The sequence below is a fragment of the Lachnoanaerobaculum gingivalis genome, from assembly GCF_003862475.1.
Lineage (GTDB): Bacteria > Bacillota > Clostridia > Lachnospirales > Lachnospiraceae > Lachnoanaerobaculum > Lachnoanaerobaculum gingivalis.
Genome location: NZ_RRCO01000004.1, coordinates 270,211 through 289,839, shown reverse-complemented (window position 1 = coordinate 289,839; position 19,629 = coordinate 270,211). Strand labels below are relative to the sequence as shown.

Genomic DNA, 19,629 nt, shown 5'->3' with positions numbered 1-19,629 from the left:
TAGCTGTAAGTATAATCGGTGGCGACTTTTGTTTATTTCTGATGTCCGAAAAGCATTGCTACATAATAATATCCGACTCCGGCATATATTGTAGACACCGGCAGATTTTCTATAACCCCCTCACTTTGAAGCATAAACTCATTATGCTTTGGTGAATTCTTAAATGATGTAATCTTTATATCTGTAGATGAGGAATTGTCCATTGTCAATATCTCAGATATTCCAATGTAATTATTTGTTATATTGTTCACAGTATAAAAAGCCTGTCCGTCAGGTCTGGTATGTGCAAATGATACCGCACTCTCATTTGCTCTTTGCTGTGCCGCCGCCAGAACAACTAATCTCTTCTTCATTTTTTCTCCTACAACTCATCCTAAATCCGTTAAAATATATTTTACATATACAAATTTCTTGGGTATAATACAGAAATAAGTATTTATATAATTTTTATACAATATAATTATATCTGACACATTAGATAATTCACAGTGCCTGTTTGGTTAAGATACACAAACTATATTGTAAGAAATACACAATGGAGAAGAAAATATGAGTCAAGAAAAATTTGATTTGGAAGAGGCTCTAAAAAACCTTAACAGCGCCCCTTCATCACAGAAGAAAGCCGGTACAATCAAAAAGAAAAATTCCGTAAAAATAGAACCTGATTACAGATATGAAGCATGCAATGACTCTTTCCCCTGTGCCAATTGTGGAAAAATGATAAATCCTGAAGGTGCAGGTACACATCACAGAAACCATTGCCCCTACTGCCTGTCCTCCATTCATGTGGACAATGAACCGGGAGATCGAAAAAGTGATTGTAAAGGCATTATGGAGCCTATTTCCATATGGGTTAAGGATAAGGGTGAATGGGCAATAGTTCACAGATGTAAAAAATGCGGTAAACTTAACACCAACAGAAGCGCCGCAGACGACAACCCTGTACTTTTGATGTCGATAGCCGTAAGGCCTTTGGCCTCACCGCCATTCCCACTCCATTTACTCCAAAATGCACTTGATAAATAAAAATAAAGAGAGGGCAAAGATCATTTAAAGGTCTTCGCCCTCTTCTAAATTCACATTTTATTCAGTTACTTCTTCTTTTCTGATTTCTTTTGTTCTTATCTCTTTGCAGATCATATCCACGAAGTCTGAAAGCTTTTTACTTCCTTCATCCCCTGCAAATCTGCTTCTTACAGATACGCTTCCCTCGGCTTCTTCCTTTTCACCTACTACAAGCATATATGGAAGTCTTGAAAGTCTGGCATCCCTTATCTTAAATCCGATTTTCTCTGTTCTTGTATCAACAGTAGCGTCCACACCGTTTTTCTTAAGTTCTTTCAAAACTGAGTTTGCATAGTCTGCATACTTGTCTGATATAGGAAGAATTCTTACCTGCTCAGGACATAACCATGTAGGGAACTTTCCTGCATATTTTTCTATAAGCCATGCAAGTGTTCTCTCATAGCAACCAAGTGATGTTCTGTGTACAATATAAGGTCTTACCTTTGCACCGTTTTGGTCTATATAGTAAAGGTCGAAGTTTTCTGCAATAGCGGCATCAAGCTGAATTGTAATCATTGTATCCTCTTTGCCGTAAACATTCTTTGCCTGAATATCAATCTTAGGTCCGTAGAATGCAGCCTCACCGTCAGCCTCTGTAAAAGGAAGTCCCTTTTCTACCAAGATATTTCTAAGTGCCGCCTGTGTTCCTTCCCAATATGCCTCATCTCCAAGGTATTTTTCCTTATTGTCCTTATCCCACTTTGAAAGTCTGAATGTTACATCATCTCTAAGTCCCAGTGTTTCAAGTACATATATTGCAAGGTTTAAGCAGCTTTGAAGCTCTTCTTCAGCCTGATCCGGTCTTATTACATTATGTCCCTCTGAAATAGTAAACTGTCTTACTCTTGTAAGTCCGTGCATCTCTCCCGAATCTTCATTTCTGAAAAGTGTTGAAGTCTCACCCATACGATATGGAAGATCTCTGTATGACTTTTGAGTATTCTTGTATACATAGTACTGGAAAGGACATGTCATAGGTCTGAGTGCAAGGATTTCTCCATCATGCTGAGGATCTCCCAAAATAAACATACCGTCCTGATAGTGATCCCAGTGTCCTGAAATCTTATAAAGATCGGACTTTGCCATAAGAGGTGTCTTTGTTCTTACATATCCCCACTCATTGTCCTCAAGATCTTCAATCCATCTTTGGAGTTTCTGAATCATCTTTGTACCCTTCGGTAACATAAGAGGAAGTCCCTGACCCACTACATCTACAGTTGTGAAGAGTTCCATTTCTCTTCCAAGCTTGTTGTGATCTCTAAGCTTAATATCCTCAAGATGTTTTAAATGTGCCTCAAGCTCCTCTTTTGAATTATATGCTGTACCGTATATTCTTTGAAGCTTTGCCTTGTTTGAATCTCCTCTCCAATATGCCATTGATGATGATATAAGCTTAAACGCCTTGATATCCTTTGTTCTTTGAAGATGAGGTCCTGCACAAAGATCTGTGAAATCTCCCTGCTTATAGAAAGATATCTTCTCACCCTCAGGTAAATCTTTTATAAGTTCCACCTTATAAGGCTCATTTTTTTCTTCCATAAATTTGATGGCTTCTTGCCTTGGAAGCTCAAATTTCTCGATATGTGCACCTTCTTTTATAATCTTCTTCATTTCGGCCTCGAGCTTGTCAAGATCTTCTCTTGAGAAAGGCTCGTGATCAAAATCATAATAAAATCCTTCTGCAATGCTTGGTCCGATGGCAAGCTTAGCCTCAGGGAAAACTCTTTTTACAGCCTCTGCAAGTACATGTGATGCTGAATGTCTTATAACTGAAAGTGCTTCCTTATCCTTTAGTGTAATAAGATTGAGCTCACAATCAGCTTCAATTTCATCTCTTAAATCATGCATAACACCGTTTACTTCACCGGCAACCACATTTCTTGCCAACCCCTCACTGATGTCCTTAGCAATATCAATAATACTTTTTTTGCTCTCATATTCTTTTACTGAGCCGTCTTTTAATGTTATCTTCATATTTCCTCCATTTCCAATAATAAAAAATCGCCCCTAAACTATCGTTTAAGGGCGATTGACGCGGTTCCACCTTAATTCGGATATATAAATATATCCCTCATTTGATTATAACGTAATCAACGTGCTGTATTAAAGCCACTCCGAGACGGTCTTCACATATACTTCCACAAGTTGCTCTCAGCCTCCAACTCTCTCTGTAATTTCCACATATGCTACTTTTCTCTTCTTCGTTTATGCACAATATAATATTACTTGATTTTCTCTTTGTCAAGGTCTCAGTATATTTTATTTATAAATTTTCCAAATAATTAAGCATGCCTTCTACAGCAACCTTTGCCTGAGCCACTGCATCAACTACTGTTTTTGAGCCGTGAACCACATCACCTGCCGCAAAAACACCTTCAACAGTTGTCATACAATTTTCATCCACTATCAAAAGTCCTTTATCCGATGCTCTAAGTCCGTCTGTTGTAAGAACAAGTTTATTCTTAGGTCCGTTACTTACAGATATGATTGTAGAATCCGCATCTACATAGTCGAGTTCTTTTTCATAGTCGATAACATTATCTTCTTCATCAAATATTGCAGTCTTAAATACAGGGCCGTCATATGTAATGGCTTCAATAGCCTTACCGAATATAAACTCGGCACCTTCATATTTGGCCGCCTCCACCTCTACAGAGTTTGCTGCAACTCTTTTACTTCTGGCATAGAGCTTTACTGTTCTTGAACCTCTCCTAAGAGCTGTTCTTGCCACATCCATTGCGGCATTTCCCATACCGATTATCGCAACACTGTCTCCAAGCTTATGTCCGTCAGGATTTGCCAGATAGTCCACACTGAAATGTACATTCGGCATACTCTCACCTGCAATACCCAGAGTCTTTGCTCTCCACACTCCGGTGCCTACAAATACAGCCTTGTAACCGTCTCTGAAAAGATCCTTTATCTCCAAAGCTCCACCTACTGCGGTATTGTTTCTTATCTTGATTCCCATTTTTTCCATCTTGTCATAGTATCTTTGCATTAAAGACTTGGGCAATCTGAAATCAGGAATACCGTATTGAAGCACTCCACCTATTGTATTCTTTTCATCAAAAATAGTTACATCATAGCCTTCTTTTATCATCTTAATCGCTACAGTCATACCTGCAGGACCGCCGCCTATGACAGCGACCATAACATTCTTTCTCGGCTTTTTAACAAATTCCATTCTGTCCAGATAGAAATCCGATATAAACTTTTCTATATCGCAAAATCTTACAGGATTATTTTTTCTGTTCATTATACAATTACCGAGACATTGAGCTTCGTGGTCACAAACTATTGAGCAAACCAAAGATAAAGGATTGTTTTCAAAGAGAATTTCTCCGGCCTCCATTATCTTTCCTTCTTTAAAAAGTGATATAACCTGTGGTATTGATGTTGTTATAGGACAATGACTGCTGCACAGCGGCTTTTTACACTGCAGACATTTATTGGCCTCATTTACTATATGTAATCCCATTTTTCACCTCTTACTTCCAACTAACTTAATATAAGACTGGTTAAGTTTACAGTGTAAATAAATATTTTTCAATAAAGTATCTGATAAAATACATTTAGATATTTTTTTGACAAAAGCCTATAAATCCGTGACGGATTTATAGGCTTTTTCTTTAAACTATTTATTCTTAAAATATTCCTTAAAACATTCAAATGTTTCTTCACTGATATAGTGCTCTATCCTGCAGGCATCTTCTATCGCTGTTTCCTTGCTTACACCCATCTTTTGTAAAATCTCACCCAAAGCTATATGTCTTTCAAGTGTAGATTCTGCAATCTCCAGGCCCTTTTCAGTTAATGTGATATGTCCTTCATTGTCAACTTCAACATAGCCGTTTTCTCTGAACTTTTTCATTTGCTCACTTATTGTCGGCTTTGAATATCCCATTTCTCTTGCAATGTCAACTGCCCTTACTACGCCTGTCTTTTTCTTTAATCTTAGTATTGTCTCCAGATACATCTCGGCAGCTTCCTGTATAACCATAATTACCTCCTTCTTTATTGAATTCCTACTTACTGTTTATGCTGGTATTATACATAAAAGTGTCGTAATCATCAATTACTTGCAACTGTTTTGGTTATCTTTATAAAAATCGGACATCAAAAGATGTCCGAATATATTAAAATTTGTTTTTCTTAATTCTCCGGTAAGAGATTTGTCATACTTGAAAGTGATATACCTACAGTTGACAAATTGTGAAGCAGTGATGATGTTCCCGGAGCAAGTATTCCCAAAATACCGAGACCTATTAACGAACCGTTAAATCCCATAATAAATCTGAAGTTTGAGCGAACACGTCTTGTAAGCTTATTTGAAAGTTCTTTTAATCTTACAAGATCATTTAAATCGTCTGCTGATATACATACATCCGCTATCTCTCTGGCAATTGCCGCACCTTCACTTATGGCAATGCCGCAGTCTGCAGCTGATAATGCAGGTGAATCGTTTATACCGTCACCGATCATTATTACGGTTCTGCCCTTTGCTTTTTCTTTTTCCACATAGCTTGCCTTATCCTCAGGCAATACTTCAGCGTAGAATTTATCTACTCCTACCTCTTTTGCAATAGCTTCGGCTGTATAGATATTATCTCCTGTCATCATAACAGTCTTTTTGATTCCGAGAGCCTTTAATTTCTTTAAAACATCCTTTGCTTCGGCTCTGAGAGGATCTGCAATCTCAATAATAGCTGCAAGTCTTCCCGCAATAGCCATAAACAGATGTGAATATCTGTGATCAAGCTCTGCAAGCTTTTTCTTAGCATCTTCACTAAGAAAAGCTTTTTCATCTTCAATTACAAAATGATAGCTTCCTATTACAACCTTGTCACCTTCTATTTTACTTGCAATACCGTGTGCAACTATATACTGCACCTCCGAATGCATCTCTTTATGACGAATCTTTCTGTCTTTAGCCTCTTTTACTACAGCATTTGCAATGGAGTGAGGATAATGTTCCTCAAGGCATGCGGCAATCTTTAAGAGCTGATTCTCATCATCTCCGTCAATTCCGATAACTCTTTGTACTTTCGGGCAGGCATATGTGAGTGTACCTGTCTTATCAAATACGATAGTATCGGCATTTGCAATTGCCTCCATAAACTTTCCGCCCTTTACGGTAATCTTGTCATTTCCGGCCTCTCTCATTGCTGAAAGTACTGCAAGAGGCATAGAAAGCTTCAGTGCACATGAAAAATCCACCATAAGAACAGACAATGCTCTTGTTATATTTCTTGTAAACAGATATGTAAGTCCTGTTGCCATCAATGAATATGGAACAAGTCTGTCTGCAAGTCTGTTTGCCATATTTTCTGTATTTGATTTAAGCTTTTCGCTTTCCTCAATCATAGATACAATCTTATCATATCTGCTCTGTCCTGTAGTTGCGGCTACCTTTAAAAGACATTCACCCTCTTCAACAACAGTTCCGGCATATACTCTGGATCCCGCTCTCTTTTCTACAGGTACCGACTCACCTGTAAGAGATGCCTGGTTTAACATAGCCTCTCCGCTTACCATCTCTCCGTCAACAGGTACTATATTTCCTGTATGTACTCTGATGGTATCACCTGACTGAATCTGTGAAATAGGTACTGAAACCTCACCGTCATCCGTTACAAGCCATACTTTGTCTACATTTAATGACATGCTTCTTGCAAGATCGTCTACAGACTTCTTATGTGTCCAGTCCTCAAGTTCATTACCTACACTAAGTAAAAGCATAAGTGAACCGGCTGTTGAGAAATTACCCTGTGCAATAGATATTCCTATTGAAAGTGCATCAAGCAAATCAACCTCAAATTTTAACTTGAACAGACATTTAAGTCCTTTATAAATATATGGAACAGCCTTAACAATTGTATAAATATTGTTGATGATGTTTGGGAAGAACATATTTCTCACACCTGTGAACATGAGCATTCCCACCATCTTCTCCTGAAAATCTCTTGTAATCTGTCTGCCTGAAGTACTTGGCATACTCTCAAGCAAAGCAGTATTATTATAATCAAATTTTTTAAGTTTATTTATAACTGCATCTCTTTTATTATCCTTGTAATAAATAGCGACATCGCAGGTTCTTTCATATACAACGGCTTTTCTGATAAATTCAAAGCCTTCCAAATAATATTGAAGCATATCCGCTTCTTTTACCGACATTCTTTTTTGAGCCATGCGCACACGCATTCTTCTGTTTGACTCATGTAAAATTTTACAATTCACTTTTTATCCCTCTACATCTTCTTATAACTTAAGGAAGAGTCAGACTCTTCCTTATACTAAAAACTTTATATTACTGATAAGAGAAATTACTCTTCGATGTTTCCTTCAGCTTCCTTTGCTGCACGTTCTTCGTTGATATCCTTAGCTTCTGCTAAAATATCGCTTGCATTCTCCTGTACACATGAAACTGTATCCATTACGCACTCCTTCATACGAAGTACTGCTGCTGTTCCCTGTGCATATGCCTTCTTAGCATCCTTGCTTGAAAGCAACTTAATTCCTGCTGTACCGAAAAGTGTACCTGCTGCAAATAAACCGAACTTCTTCCATCCAAAACCGTTAAGTAAAAACATATTAACCTCCTTAAGTTAGCGTTAACTAATTTTAACAATTATATTTTATAAAATTTATTACGGTAATAATATATCATAAACTTAAATTCTTGTAAATAGAAAATTTACTCCAAAATAGGACTTTTACTTGTGAATATTGTATTTTTTTAAGTACTTTTTAGTTAGTTTTTGCTAATATTCGGTAAATTCAGTAAGTAAACTCTAACTTTTCCTTAAAAAAATCTTGCATTTAATGTTAGTGTATGCTAACCTATAAAATGTATTTGACATGTTTCATGAAAAGGAGGAGTTATGATGCCATTACTTATGGCTAACTTAGGTGAAGAATACACAATAAAGCAAATTGGCGGTCGTGAAAAAGATAAGACTTTTTTAGCAACCCTCGGCTTTGTTGTTGATGGCAAAATCACTGTTGTCAATGCTATGGCAGGAAATTTGATAGTTAATATCAAGGATTCAAGAGTAGCAATCAGCAAGGAATTGGCCTCAAAAATAATGATCTAAGTTGCCTGACAATTTTAGGTAGTAGAATGTAAGCAGCTTATTTACATTCGCCAATGGAATTTCCATTGTATGTTTTCAGAAATCACTTATTATAATGCGGAAAGGAGAATAGAATGGATACTTTAAGAGATGTAAAAATCGGTGAGACTGTTACTGTTGCCAGAGTTCATGGCGAAGGTCCTGTAAAGAGAAGAATCATGGATATGGGTGTTACAAAAGGCACATCAATTCATGTTCGTAAGGTAGCTCCTCTTGGTGACCCTATTGAGGTTACAGTTAGAGGATACGAGCTTTCTATTAGAAAAGAAGATGCGGAAAAAATTGAAATAAACAGATAAGGAGCTAATATGGCAATCAGAATTGCGCTTACCGGAAACCCAAATACCGGTAAAACTACTTTATTTAATGCCTTGACAGGTTCAAACCAGACAGTTGGAAACTGGCCCGGTGTTACCGTTGAAAAAAAGGAAGGAAAATTAAAAGGACATACAGATGTTATCATCACAGACCTTCCGGGTGTTTATTCTCTCTCTCCATATACATTGGAGGAAGTTGTAGCAAGAAACTATGTTCTCAATGAAAAGCCTGATGCGATACTTAATATCATCGACGGTACAAACCTTGAGAGAAACTTATATCTTACTTCACAGGTTACAGAGTTAGGTGTACCTGTTGTTATCGCTGTAAACATGCTCGATGTACTTGAAAAGAGCGGAAACAAGCTTGATCTTGCAAAAATGAGTGAAAAGCTTGGATGCCCTGTTGTGGAAATATCCGCACTTAAGGGTACAGGAGTTATGGAAGCTGCAGAAAAAGCTATTGAAATAGCTAAGAGTCATACTCTTCCAAAGGAAAAGCATGAGTTTGACAAGAATGTAGAAGAAGCTATCAAAAATATCATCGCTCTTCTTCCAAGCAGCGTACCCGAGCTTCAAAGAAGATGGTACGGTGTTAAGTTGTTCCAAAGAGATGATAAGGCTATTGAGCAGTTAAATCTTTCAGAAAGTACATTGGCTGAAATTGAAAAGATTATAACAAAATGTGAAGATGCTATGGATGATGAATCTGAAAGTATTATCACATCCGAGAGATACAATTATATCTCAACAGTTATTGCAAGTTTTTATAAGGTTAAGAATAAAGACTATGTAAGTATTTCAGATAAGATTGACAAGATAGTTACAAACAGAATTTTGGGTCTTCCGATATTCGCAGCTATCATGTTTGCCGTTTATTATATTTCTATTACCACTGTAGGTACAGGAATGACCGACTGGGTAAATGATGTTTTGTTCGCAGAAATTATTCAGCCGGGTGTTCAAGGTTTCCTTGAATCTGCCGGCGTTGCCGAATGGCTTGTAGGCCTTATTGTAAACGGTATTATTGCCGGTGTAGGTGCCGTAATCGGATTCCTTCCTCAGATGCTTACACTCTTCTTCTTCCTCGCTTTCTTAGAGGGCTGTGGATATATGGCGAGAATTGCATTCGTTATGGACAGAGTTTTCAGAAGATTCGGACTTTCAGGTAAGAGCTTTATTCCAATCCTTATAGGTACAGGTTGCGGTGTTCCGGGAATTATGGCTTCAAGAACTATTGAGAGTGAGCATGACAGAAGAATGACGGTTATTACAACCACATTTATTCCATGTTCTGCAAAACTTCCTGTTATAGCACTTATATCAGGTGCATTGTTTGATAATGACGCGTGGGTTGCTTCATCAGCTTACTTTGTAGGTATTGCCGCTATTGTCATCTCAGGTATCATGCTTAAGAAGACAAAACTATTCTCAGGCGATCCTTCACCGTTCGTTATAGAGCTTCCTGCATATCACCTTCCTACAGCAGGTTCAATCATCAGATCAATGGCTGAAAGAGGTTGGAGCTTCGTAAAGAAGGCAGGTACAGTTATTACACTTGCAACTATCCTTATATGGTTCCTTAGCTATTTCGGATTTGTAGACGGTTCATTCTCATATCTTGCTGAAGATCAGATGGATACTTCTCTTCTTGCAAATATCGGAAACACATTTGCTTGGATTTTTGCTCCTCTCGGTTGGGGTACATGGAAGCCTGCAGTTGCAGCCATCACAGGACTTATGGCAAAAGAGAATGTCGTAGGTACATTCGGTATTCTATACCATGTTTCCGATTTCAATGCGGATACCGGTGAGGGTATCTGGCAGCTTTTACGTGCCGACTACACACCTCTATCAGCTTACTCATACCTCGTATTCAACCTTCTGTGTGCTCCTTGTATTGCAGCGATGAGTGCTATCAGAAGAGAGATGAGCAGTATAAAGTGGTTCTGGACTGCTGTAGGATATCAATGTATTTTTGCATATATAGTAGCTATGATTATATATCAGGTAGGTTCACTTATCCTTACAGGTAAGTTCGGTGTCGGTACAATATTCGGATTTATCGGAATCGCAGCTATTATTTACGGTCTTGTACGTAAGCCATATGTAGAAAAAGATTCTACTGTAAAAGCTAAAGTATAAGCGGTTTTATTAAAGAAAGGAGATCATTATGGCAGCAACAGTTATTATTTCAGCTGTATTGGTCGGCGTAGTGGGTCTTATTGTAAGATCTATTTATAAAGATAAGAAAAACGGGAAGTCCTCTTGTGGTGGAGGATGTGGCGGTTGCTCAGGCAGCTGTCATACCTGATTCTTTATTCAAATACTTAAATCCAATTAAAAGAAAGAGCCCCTGCATTTGCTAGGGCTCTTCTTTTTTACCAAGTCTGATATTTTCTATTTTTTCTTTTAGCTCTACTTCTAAAGAATCAAACAATCTGTTTGTAACTGAAGTCTTTTCTATATGTTCTTTTCTGAAAGCCTCTTTAGTGTCTTCCAAGTCTTTTAAAAACTCCCTTGCCGAGATAAGTATTGCCCCCTTACCTCTTATAATGATCTGCTCAATACCGTCTGATGTAGCTACAGTGACATCATATCTTTTTATCATTTCATGCGTGGTCTTTTCTATATACTGATCTGCCGTTTCCGCAGTCTTTGTATATACTACATATACACCCGAGAAATTCTGCACCTCCGTAGGATGATTTACAAGCCTGTAAGCATCAAATACCAGAATAATCTCATAGTCCTTGTAGGCCTTATAATCTATCAGAAGTTCAATCAGTCTGTCTCTTGCCGCATCAATATTTATCTGTGCAAGTTCATTTAGCGACTTTGAAGCAAAAATAATATTATAACCGTCAACCAACAGATAATGTTTCTTTTTTGCTCTTTCTTTATAAACATACTCTTTTTCAGGTGTTCTTTTTACAGGTGCATCCCAGTCTCCTATCCTTGGAGTTACCTTACCGTAAGTCCTTTCAAATATGGCCATAAGCTCTTCACTGTCGGCTTTTGTGGCATCATAGGTTGATCTTACGGTCTCTATCTTTTCCTCTTCCTTTACAAGTTCAAACTTCTTTAGCGGTAAATGCATATAGTTAAATACTTCACTCCACGGCACTATAAAACTCTCACCATGAGAGCAAAATACGGAATCAGGAGTATTCTTTGTATCATATTCCGCCATATATAAGCTTTTTTCTATAATCTCCTCCGCATTATGACATGGTAAAAATCCTCTTAGACTGAAACCTATTTGACCAAGTCCCTTGGTATATGATAAAAGAGTGCTTCCATAGTTTTGTATATTGACTGTAGGTGCATATCCCGTCACTCTGAGAGTCTCTCCACCCTCATAGCTTATATCCTCTGCATTCATATTGTTTAAATCATTTAAAAGCCTACCCAGAGAAGTCATAGGTATGTTTATTTCAAAGTCATAATATGGCTCCAATAAAATTGATTTGGCATACATCAGTCCATGCCTTACAGCTCTGTTTACAGCCTCAAGAAAATCACCACCCTCGGTATGTTTTTCATGTGCTCTGCCTGCTACCAAAGTAAGCACCACATCTGTTAGCTCGCTACCTGTAAGTACACCTCTAAACTTAGATGTCTCAACAATATTTCTTACCTGCCTCTGAAAGTTCTTTGGAAGTTCATCATCCGACACCTCATTTACAAAAACTATGCCGCTTCCTCTCTCGCCTTCACTGATAAGTATATGCACTTCGGCATAATGCCTTAACGGCTCAAAATGCCCTACTCCCTCAATATATCCGCTTATAGTTTCCTTATAAATGATACCTCCGTCTATAAGATCACAATTAATTCCAAATCTTTCACCTATAAGATTTTTTATAAGATCTATCTGAACTTCACCCATCAAATTCACCCTGATTTTTGAAAGTTCCTCGTCATACTCCATTCTGATTTCAGGTATCTCATCAAATATCTGTAAAAGCTTCGGGTATATTTGATTTATGCTTATGTCATCCGGAAATACCATATTGTAACTGAGTACCGGTAACAGCTTTTGTACAGGTCTTTTTACATCTCCGAATGTGTCTCCGGCATGAACTTTTGAAAGCCCGGTGACCGCTACAATGTCGCCTGCAAAAGCTTTATCTGTTGCATTATATTTTTCACCGTCATAAGCTCTTATCTGATTGATTTTTTCATCAAAGAGTGTATCCTTAACCTGTAAAATTCCACCAAGAAGTTTTATAAAGGAAAGTCTGTTTCCGTTCTCGTCATATTTTATCTTATATATTATTCCTGAAAGTTCATCCGGATAAGTTTTTTCATGTACATACTCTTTTATAAGTTCAAGTATTCCTTCTATATTAATAAGTTTTAATCCTGAACCGAATATTGTCGGAAATACTTTTGAATTCTCTATGCAAAAACTTATATCAGATTTTGTTATTTCTTCCCCTTCGATAAACTTTTCTATTAGATTCTCATCACAGGCTGCAATCTCTTCTAAAAGCATCTTATTTTCCTTTGAAAAGTCCACTATATTTTTTGAAAGAGATTTTTTAAGTCCCCCCAATACTTTATTCTTGTCAAACTTATCACTGTCTATTTTATTTACAAATATTACAGTAGGTATATTTGCTTCTCTTAATAATCTGAAAAGTGTATATGAATGTGATTGTACCCCCTCACTTCCGCTGATTACCAAAATTGCCATATCAAGTATGGATATGGTTCTTTCCATTTCGGCACTGAAATCCACATGTCCCGGAGTATCAATTATATTTATTTCTATTCCATTTATACTTGTTCTTGCAAGCTTTGAGAATATAGTTATTCCTCTTTTTCTTTCATATTCATCATTATCCAAAAAGCTGTCACCGAAATCCACTCTTCCTGTTTTTCTAAGCTTTCCTGTCTTGTAGAGTATCGCCTCTATCAATGTAGTTTTTCCGGCATCTACATGTGCCAATACACCAACATTTATCATGAGCTTAACCTATGTCAACGAAGCAAAACTTACAGGCACAAATTTTTTCAACTCCTTTGGATTCATCTCAACCTGATAACCGATTTTACCTGCACTGAATATAATATTTTCATAATTCAAAGCTGTGGAATCAACTACAGTAGTAAATCTCTTTTTCATACCTATCGGAGAACAACCCCCATGTATATATCCTGTAAGAGGCAGTAAGTCCTTTGACTTCAACATTTCTATAGATTTTTCACCTACAGCTTTTGCCGCCTCTTTTAAATTAAGCTCCTCTGACACCGGTATTACAAATACATAGTTTGCCTTACTCTTTCCAACCGTTACCAATGTCTTAAAAACCTTTTTCTCATCCTGTCCAAGCAACTGTGCCACTTCCACACCGTTTGTAGCCGGAGTATCTATATATGAATAATGATTATACTTTATCTTCTTTTGATCCAAAAGTCTCATTACATTTGTTTTCTCGTCCATTTTTCTCTTTCCTTTAATTTATATCAATTTAAAAGTGAGACCGCCTCATTTATATTTCTTACACCTATAAGCTTTATATTTCCATTAAATGAAATCTTCTCAAGGCATACCATCGGTAAAATACAAACCTCAAATCCAAGCTTCATAGCCTCTCTAATCCTGATTTCAGGCATACTTACGGCTCTTACTTCGCCTGAAAGTCCCACCTCTCCGAATATTACCGTCTTTTCATCTATTGTCCTGTTTTTCATGCTTGAGATAAGCGACATAATAATTGACAGATCAAGGGCAGGCTCATTTATTCTAAGTCCGCCCGCAATATTTATATATGCATCATATCTGCTCATTGCAAGTGCACATCTTTTTTCTATGACCGCCATCAAAAGATTTATTCTGTTCACATCTGTTCCTGTGGAAGTTCTCCTAGGCAGTCCGAATGCTGTAGTAACCACTAAAGCCTGTACTTCTACCAGTATCGGTCTTGTACCCTCCATTAAACATGCCACGGCCGCACCTGTAGCATTCTGCGGTCTTCCTGAGAGCATAAACTCGGAAGGATTTTTTACTTCTATAAGTCCCACTTGTTGCATTTCAAATACACCAATCTCATTTGTAGAACCGAATCTGTTCTTGACGGCACGCAGTATTCTGTATGAAGCAAACCTGTCACCTTCAAAGTAGAGCACTGTATCCACCATATGCTCAAGCACTCTGGGACCTGCAACCTGCCCTTCCTTTGTCACATGTCCGACTATAAATATAGCAATATTATTTTCCTTTGCTACCTGCATTAAGAGATTTGTAGATTCTCTTACCTGACTTACACTTCCCGGAGCTGACGCCACCTCTTCATTAAACATAGTCTGTATAGAATCTATAACAACCACTTCCGGCTTTTCACTCAGCACGGTTTCTTTTATAATATTGAGATTCGTCTCACATAAAAAGCTTAAATTCCCTGTGATGTCTCCCACTCTTTTTGCTCGCATCTTTATCTGCTTTAAACTCTCCTCACCTGAGATATAAAGCACAGTTCTGTTATCATCCGATATGTTCTTACAAACCTGAAGCAATAATGTGGACTTTCCAATTCCCGGATCTCCACCTACCAAAACAAGTGAGCCTCGTACCACTCCGCCGCCAAGTACTCTGTCAAGCTCCTCAAAACCCGTCTTAAACCTGTCCTCATCTTCAAGTTGTATTTCAGAAAGCTTAGCAGGCTTTTTATATGTATTTGCAGAAATTCCCCTGCTTACTGTCTTTGTCTTTGCTACCGGCTCTTCAACAAGACTGTTCCATGCCTTGCACATAGGGCATTGTCCCAACCACTTAGGTGACTCATACCCACATTCCTTACAAAAGAATGCACTGGACTTTGCTTTCGCCATAAAAACCTTTCTATTTAAAATGGGCATATCCGGCTTACCGGTATGCCCATGCAACTATCTTTTTTTGATTAAAACCTTTGATCCGTTCTCACTTAGCTCAACACTAAATATTAGCTTACCTGATAGATTTGTCTTCATGCCTCCGATACTTACATCATCAACATAAACCTCATATTCTGTATCTTCTTCCAAACCAATAGTTATTTGAGTATCCCCAAAACCATATATATTAAATGTAGTCAAATTTGGGGTGGTTTCAAATTCCATCACTGCACTACCCGGAACCGATTCATACACAAAAGCCGAATTTCTTTCAAGCTTTGTTATCTCCTTAAAAGTCTTTACCTTATATACATCCCCCTCATGTGCAAAATCTTCTACCTTTGATTTTGTACCAAGAATATAATTTCCAAAACTAAGTTTACCATCCGACTCTTTGCAAATAAGACTCTCTACTACAGGCATATAAACCTCCTACCAAGCTATGTTTTTGTAGAAATAGTATACAACATTTGGAAAGTTCAAACAAGTATATTATTGAGAATTAATAAGGTGTATGTGAGTTATTATATTAGCTTTAATATTCATTTACCTCAGTATTTTAATAAAATACAATATCGGGTTTTTTCTGAGTCTTATTTAATTTATCTCCCGGATGATATTCACTGTCTATAATATATGTGTCCCCAAAATAATACTCACCTTTCAGTTTTTTCGGTACTCTGACTTCTTCAAGCATATCATATTCACTGATAGCATAAGGATCTACATATTCTACATTTTCAGGCATTGTTATAGTTTTAAAAGCACAATTTATAAAGACATGATCTTGTATTTTCTTTAAATTCTCCGGTAATTCTATTTCTTCCAAAGATATACATTGTCCAAATGTCACCGGCTTTAATTCACTCAGCTTACTGCCTTCCTGAAAATACACCTCTTTTAAGTCGAAACAATTATAAAATACATACCCTCCCATCATCTCAACACTGTTAGGTATATATACCCCTTCTATAAACTCCCTGTCTTCAAAAGCCCCTGCCGCTATCAGTCTTGTTCCGTCTCTAATTTTTATTCTTTTAGCACCTTTACCTGTGTATCCAAGAAGTATATCACCAACATATTTACAACCATACTCATCAGACTCCATATCTAGCAGATAGTCAGTATTACTAAAACACCAATGCCCAATATTTTCTATATTCTTCGACAAATTTATTTCAGATAAATGTATACATTCCATAAACGCATAATCACCTATATCCACTACAGTATCAGGTAAATCCACCTTTTTTAATCCTGAATACATAAAGGCGGATTCCCCTATGCTCTTTACTCCCTCAGGGATACTTATTTCTTCCAAAGATGTACAAGATCTAAAACTGTTATTTCCTATTCTTTCCAAGCTGTTCGGAAATTCGACCTGCTTTAAATTTTCATAATTATCAAATACGTCGTCTGCAATTACTTTAGTGGTATCTTTAATCTTAATACACTCTTTTTCTTCCTTACTGTATATCAATACCTTTCCCATATATACACAACCGTATTCATCAATATCTGTTTTTTTAAGAATATCGGTTCCCGAGAAAGCATCTTCCCCCACAGCTTTTATCCCTTCCGGTATATTTATATCTGATAAGCTGCTGCAATTATTAAAGGCAAGTTCATCTATTTTTTCAAGGCTCTCCGGCAATTTTATCTTTTTAAGTTTCTCACAACCCTCAAAAGCACTTTTATTTATTTCAATTATATTTCCTAAAAAGGAAACTTCCTCTAAAGAATTACAATCTAAAAACGCTTCCGGATAAACAGTAGCCACAGCCTTGGGAATTTCTATACTCTTTAATGAACTGCAATTATTAAATGCCCCTGTATATATTATTTCCAAATTATCAGGTAATTTTATATACTCTATTTTTACACAATTATCAAAAGCATAAATATCTATTTTTTTAACAGTTTCCGGTATAATAATACTTTCCAGATTGGTACAATTATAAAATGCTCTTTCGCCTATGACTGTGACTCCTTCCGGTATAATAATACTTTCCAGATTGATACAATTATAAAATGCGCTTTCACCTATGACTGTGACTCCTTCCGGTATAATAATACTTTCCAGATTGGTACAATTATAAAATGCGCTTTCACCTATGACTGTGACTCCTTCCGGTATAATAATACTTTCCAGATTGGTACAATCATAAAATGCTCTACCACCTATAGCTGTAACTCCTTTTGGTATTTCCACTTTTGTAATGCTGTCTCTTTTTTCCAAAAGACCGCTTTTTATGTCAAGAAAAACACCATCTTCTATAAGCTGCTTACATTTTAAATTACTCAGAAAGAAACATAATAATATGATAATTACTATACCTGTTATAGTAATTGCATATATTTTAGCATTTTTATTTCCTTTAACCACAGCAATCCTCCCCTCTACTTTAGCTTTATCTAAGATACATAAATTTAATAGTATATAACTTTAGGGTGTGCACCTCCAAAATCAATTATTTTTTTCACTATCTTAAAATTCTCTTTTATACTTACAGGTACTTCGATTTGCTTTAGGTTCTTACATGTATCTAAAGCAGAGATGTCTATATACTTTATACTTTCCGGAAATCTTATTTCTTCCAGGCTTTCACAATGTGCAAAAGCAGCAAAATATACCTCTTCCAAGCTCGAAGGCAAAGTAATTTCTTTTAAATCAGTGCAACCCCAAAATACTCCCATATTTAATATTTTGATATCACAGCCTTCCTTAAATACAACTTTTTCAAGTGATTCACAGTCTTCAAAGGCTTTACCACCCAGATATTTCGTACTTTCAGGAATCTCTATTTCTTTAAGACTTTTACATTCTTTAAAAGCTTCCTCATAAATTATCTTAATATTGCTTCCTTCTTCGAATATACATTCCTTTAAATTTTGGCATCCGCTAAAAGCTTCCCTTTCTATGATTTCCACACTTTTTGGAATCTCTATTTTTTCTAATTTTAAAGAATTAAAAAATACATCACCGTTTATACGCTTTATTCCTTCCCTGAGCTTAACATGGCTCTTTCCGTCTTCATATCCAAAGAGTATATTTTGAAAATATTTACAGCCATATTCATCTTTTTCCAAATGCTCAAGCCAGTATGTATTTTCAAATGCTCCTACATCTATTCTATCCGGAGTCTTTTCCATATCCACATTCGATAAATTTCTGCAATTGGCAAATGCCTCGCTTCCTATACTCTTTACACTTGCAGGTATAATCAGGCTTTCTATATTACATTCAAAAAATGCATTGCTTTCAATATATTCTAAATTCTTAGGGAGATTTATATTTTTAAGACTTTTACAGTTTACAAAAGCTCCGTTTCCTATAATAATAATACTTTCAGGCAATTCAACCGTATGTAAATCAGGCAAATCGGCACAGGCTTTACTTGCAATCACTCTTGTGCCCTCTCTTACCCTTATCTCACTGCCTTTATTCTCATATTTTATCAGAGCATCACCTATATATATGCCGTCCTCATCTTCCCACAGACCTCTCTCATAATACTTTGTACCTTCAAATGCACCTTCTCTGATATATTTTATACCCTTGGACATTTCTATATTTGAAAGGTTCTTACAATCTTTAAAAGCAAAGTCATTTATATCCTCCACAGAATCCGGAATTTTTATGCTCTGCATTTTCCCACAGCCCAAAAAAGCCTCACTGCCTATCTTTTCGAGCCCCTCATTCAACTCTATTTCCTTCAGTTCTCTACAAGTTGAAAATGCAGATTCGTCAATCTCCTTTACCCCAAGCGGAATACTTATTTTTTCCAAAGAGGTACAGTTTTTAAATACTGCAGCATTTATTTTCTCCAAACCTTCAGGTAATTCTATATTTTTTAAATTTGAGCATTCTAAAAATGCCCCTATACCTATACCTCTTACATTTCCGGGTATTTTAATATGCTCAAGTTTTCTACAGCCCATAAATGAAAGTTCTCCGATGCTTTCAAGTGTATCAGGCAATTCCACGGCTTCCAGATTTTCACAGCCTACAAGGGAATACGCAGATATTGATTTAACCCCTGTAGGAACAATCAGCTCTTTCATGCTGAACTTGCTCTCAAATATTCCCTCCTCAACACCATAGAATATATTATCCTTTATAATCAGTTTTCTTTTTGCATGAGTAATTACATACAGTGCAATAAACACAATCAATAATATTAAAATAATCAGCCTGTTTTTTATTCCTTTGCTCATAAGCATATCTC

The 19,629-nt window shown here is 36.7% G+C and carries 17 protein-coding genes and 1 other annotated feature; of the genes, 5 read left to right on the top strand and 12 right to left on the bottom strand.

Annotation, left to right across the window (positions count from 1 at the left end):
- Positions 1 to 32 precede the first annotated feature (32 nt).
- The gene (locus EHV10_RS10105) at positions 33 to 353 is read right to left on the bottom strand and encodes a CAP domain-containing protein (protein WP_243116119.1); all 321 of its coding nucleotides are present in this window, start codon (positions 351 to 353) and stop codon (positions 33 to 35) included.
- Between the two features lie 196 nt (positions 354 to 549).
- Between EHV10_RS10105 and EHV10_RS10100 the strand changes: the two genes are divergently transcribed.
- Positions 550 to 1,026, top strand: coding sequence for an RNHCP domain-containing protein (locus tag EHV10_RS10100; protein ID WP_128674544.1), 477 nt, complete (start codon positions 550 to 552; stop codon positions 1,024 to 1,026).
- Between the two features lie 57 nt (positions 1,027 to 1,083).
- On the opposite strand, the gene thrS is transcribed toward EHV10_RS10100, so the two are convergent.
- From thrS to EHV10_RS10075, 5 genes are all read right to left on the bottom strand, one after another.
- The gene (gene thrS, locus EHV10_RS10095) at positions 1,084 to 3,039 is read right to left on the bottom strand and encodes a threonine--tRNA ligase (RefSeq protein WP_128674543.1); all 1,956 of its coding nucleotides are present in this window, start codon (positions 3,037 to 3,039) and stop codon (positions 1,084 to 1,086) included.
- A gap of 44 nt (positions 3,040 to 3,083) precedes the next feature.
- Positions 3,084 to 3,276, bottom strand: a binding site (T-box leader).
- Positions 3,277 to 3,328: 52 nt separating this feature from the next.
- On the bottom strand, positions 3,329 to 4,546 hold the full coding sequence (locus EHV10_RS10090; protein ID WP_128674542.1) for an FAD-dependent oxidoreductase: 1,218 nt from the start codon (positions 4,544 to 4,546) through the stop codon (positions 3,329 to 3,331).
- 156 nt (positions 4,547 to 4,702) lie between these two features.
- On the bottom strand, positions 4,703 to 5,068 hold the full coding sequence (locus EHV10_RS10085) for a metal-dependent transcriptional regulator (RefSeq protein WP_128674541.1): 366 nt from the start codon (positions 5,066 to 5,068) through the stop codon (positions 4,703 to 4,705).
- A gap of 152 nt (positions 5,069 to 5,220) precedes the next feature.
- Positions 5,221 to 7,257: a heavy metal translocating P-type ATPase gene (locus EHV10_RS10080; protein WP_128674610.1), complete on the bottom strand. Its 2,037-nt coding sequence runs from the start codon at positions 7,255 to 7,257 to the stop codon at positions 5,221 to 5,223.
- Between the two features lie 134 nt (positions 7,258 to 7,391).
- Entirely contained in the window at positions 7,392 to 7,658 is a 267-nt protein-coding gene (locus EHV10_RS10075; protein ID WP_007591321.1) for a DUF6110 family protein, read from the bottom strand.
- Between the two features lie 291 nt (positions 7,659 to 7,949).
- Here EHV10_RS10075 and EHV10_RS10070 point away from each other — a divergent pair, with 291 nt between their 5' ends.
- The 4 genes from EHV10_RS10070 to EHV10_RS10055 all read left to right on the top strand — a co-directional run bounded on the left by EHV10_RS10070 (position 7,950) and on the right by EHV10_RS10055 (position 10,832).
- Positions 7,950 to 8,162, top strand: coding sequence for a FeoA family protein (locus tag EHV10_RS10070; protein WP_007591319.1), 213 nt, complete (start codon positions 7,950 to 7,952; stop codon positions 8,160 to 8,162).
- A gap of 113 nt (positions 8,163 to 8,275) precedes the next feature.
- Entirely contained in the window at positions 8,276 to 8,500 is a 225-nt protein-coding gene (locus EHV10_RS10065; RefSeq protein WP_009662413.1) for a FeoA family protein, read from the top strand.
- Between the two features lie 9 nt (positions 8,501 to 8,509).
- Positions 8,510 to 10,663, top strand: coding sequence for a ferrous iron transport protein B (gene feoB, locus EHV10_RS10060; protein WP_128674540.1), 2,154 nt, complete (start codon positions 8,510 to 8,512; stop codon positions 10,661 to 10,663).
- A gap of 28 nt (positions 10,664 to 10,691) precedes the next feature.
- A complete protein-coding gene (locus EHV10_RS10055) occupies positions 10,692 to 10,832 on the top strand; it encodes a FeoB-associated Cys-rich membrane protein (RefSeq protein WP_128674539.1) in 141 nt (46 codons plus the stop codon).
- Positions 10,833 to 10,883: 51 nt separating this feature from the next.
- On the opposite strand, the gene EHV10_RS10050 is transcribed toward EHV10_RS10055, so the two are convergent.
- The 6 genes from EHV10_RS10050 to EHV10_RS10025 all read right to left on the bottom strand — a co-directional run bounded on the left by EHV10_RS10050 (position 10,884) and on the right by EHV10_RS10025 (position 19,618).
- On the bottom strand, positions 10,884 to 13,493 hold the full coding sequence (locus EHV10_RS10050) for a translation factor GTPase family protein (RefSeq protein WP_128674538.1): 2,610 nt from the start codon (positions 13,491 to 13,493) through the stop codon (positions 10,884 to 10,886).
- 9 nt (positions 13,494 to 13,502) lie between these two features.
- Positions 13,503 to 13,970: a Cys-tRNA(Pro) deacylase gene (ybaK, locus tag EHV10_RS10045; protein WP_128674537.1), complete on the bottom strand. Its 468-nt coding sequence runs from the start codon at positions 13,968 to 13,970 to the stop codon at positions 13,503 to 13,505.
- 23 nt (positions 13,971 to 13,993) lie between these two features.
- A complete protein-coding gene (radA, locus tag EHV10_RS10040) occupies positions 13,994 to 15,358 on the bottom strand; it encodes a DNA repair protein RadA (RefSeq protein WP_128674536.1) in 1,365 nt (454 codons plus the stop codon).
- A gap of 54 nt (positions 15,359 to 15,412) precedes the next feature.
- Complete coding sequence (locus tag EHV10_RS10035) at positions 15,413 to 15,823, bottom strand: endosialidase (protein WP_128674535.1); 411 nt, start codon at positions 15,821 to 15,823, stop codon at positions 15,413 to 15,415.
- Positions 15,824 to 15,959: 136 nt separating this feature from the next.
- Positions 15,960 to 17,786 (bottom strand): leucine-rich repeat domain-containing protein, encoded by a 1,827-nt coding sequence (locus tag EHV10_RS10030; RefSeq protein ID WP_128674534.1) that lies wholly within the window; start codon positions 17,784 to 17,786, stop codon positions 15,960 to 15,962.
- Between the two features lie 44 nt (positions 17,787 to 17,830).
- Entirely contained in the window at positions 17,831 to 19,618 is a 1,788-nt protein-coding gene (locus tag EHV10_RS10025; protein WP_128674533.1) for a leucine-rich repeat domain-containing protein, read from the bottom strand.
- Positions 19,619 to 19,629: the final 11 nt, after the last annotated feature.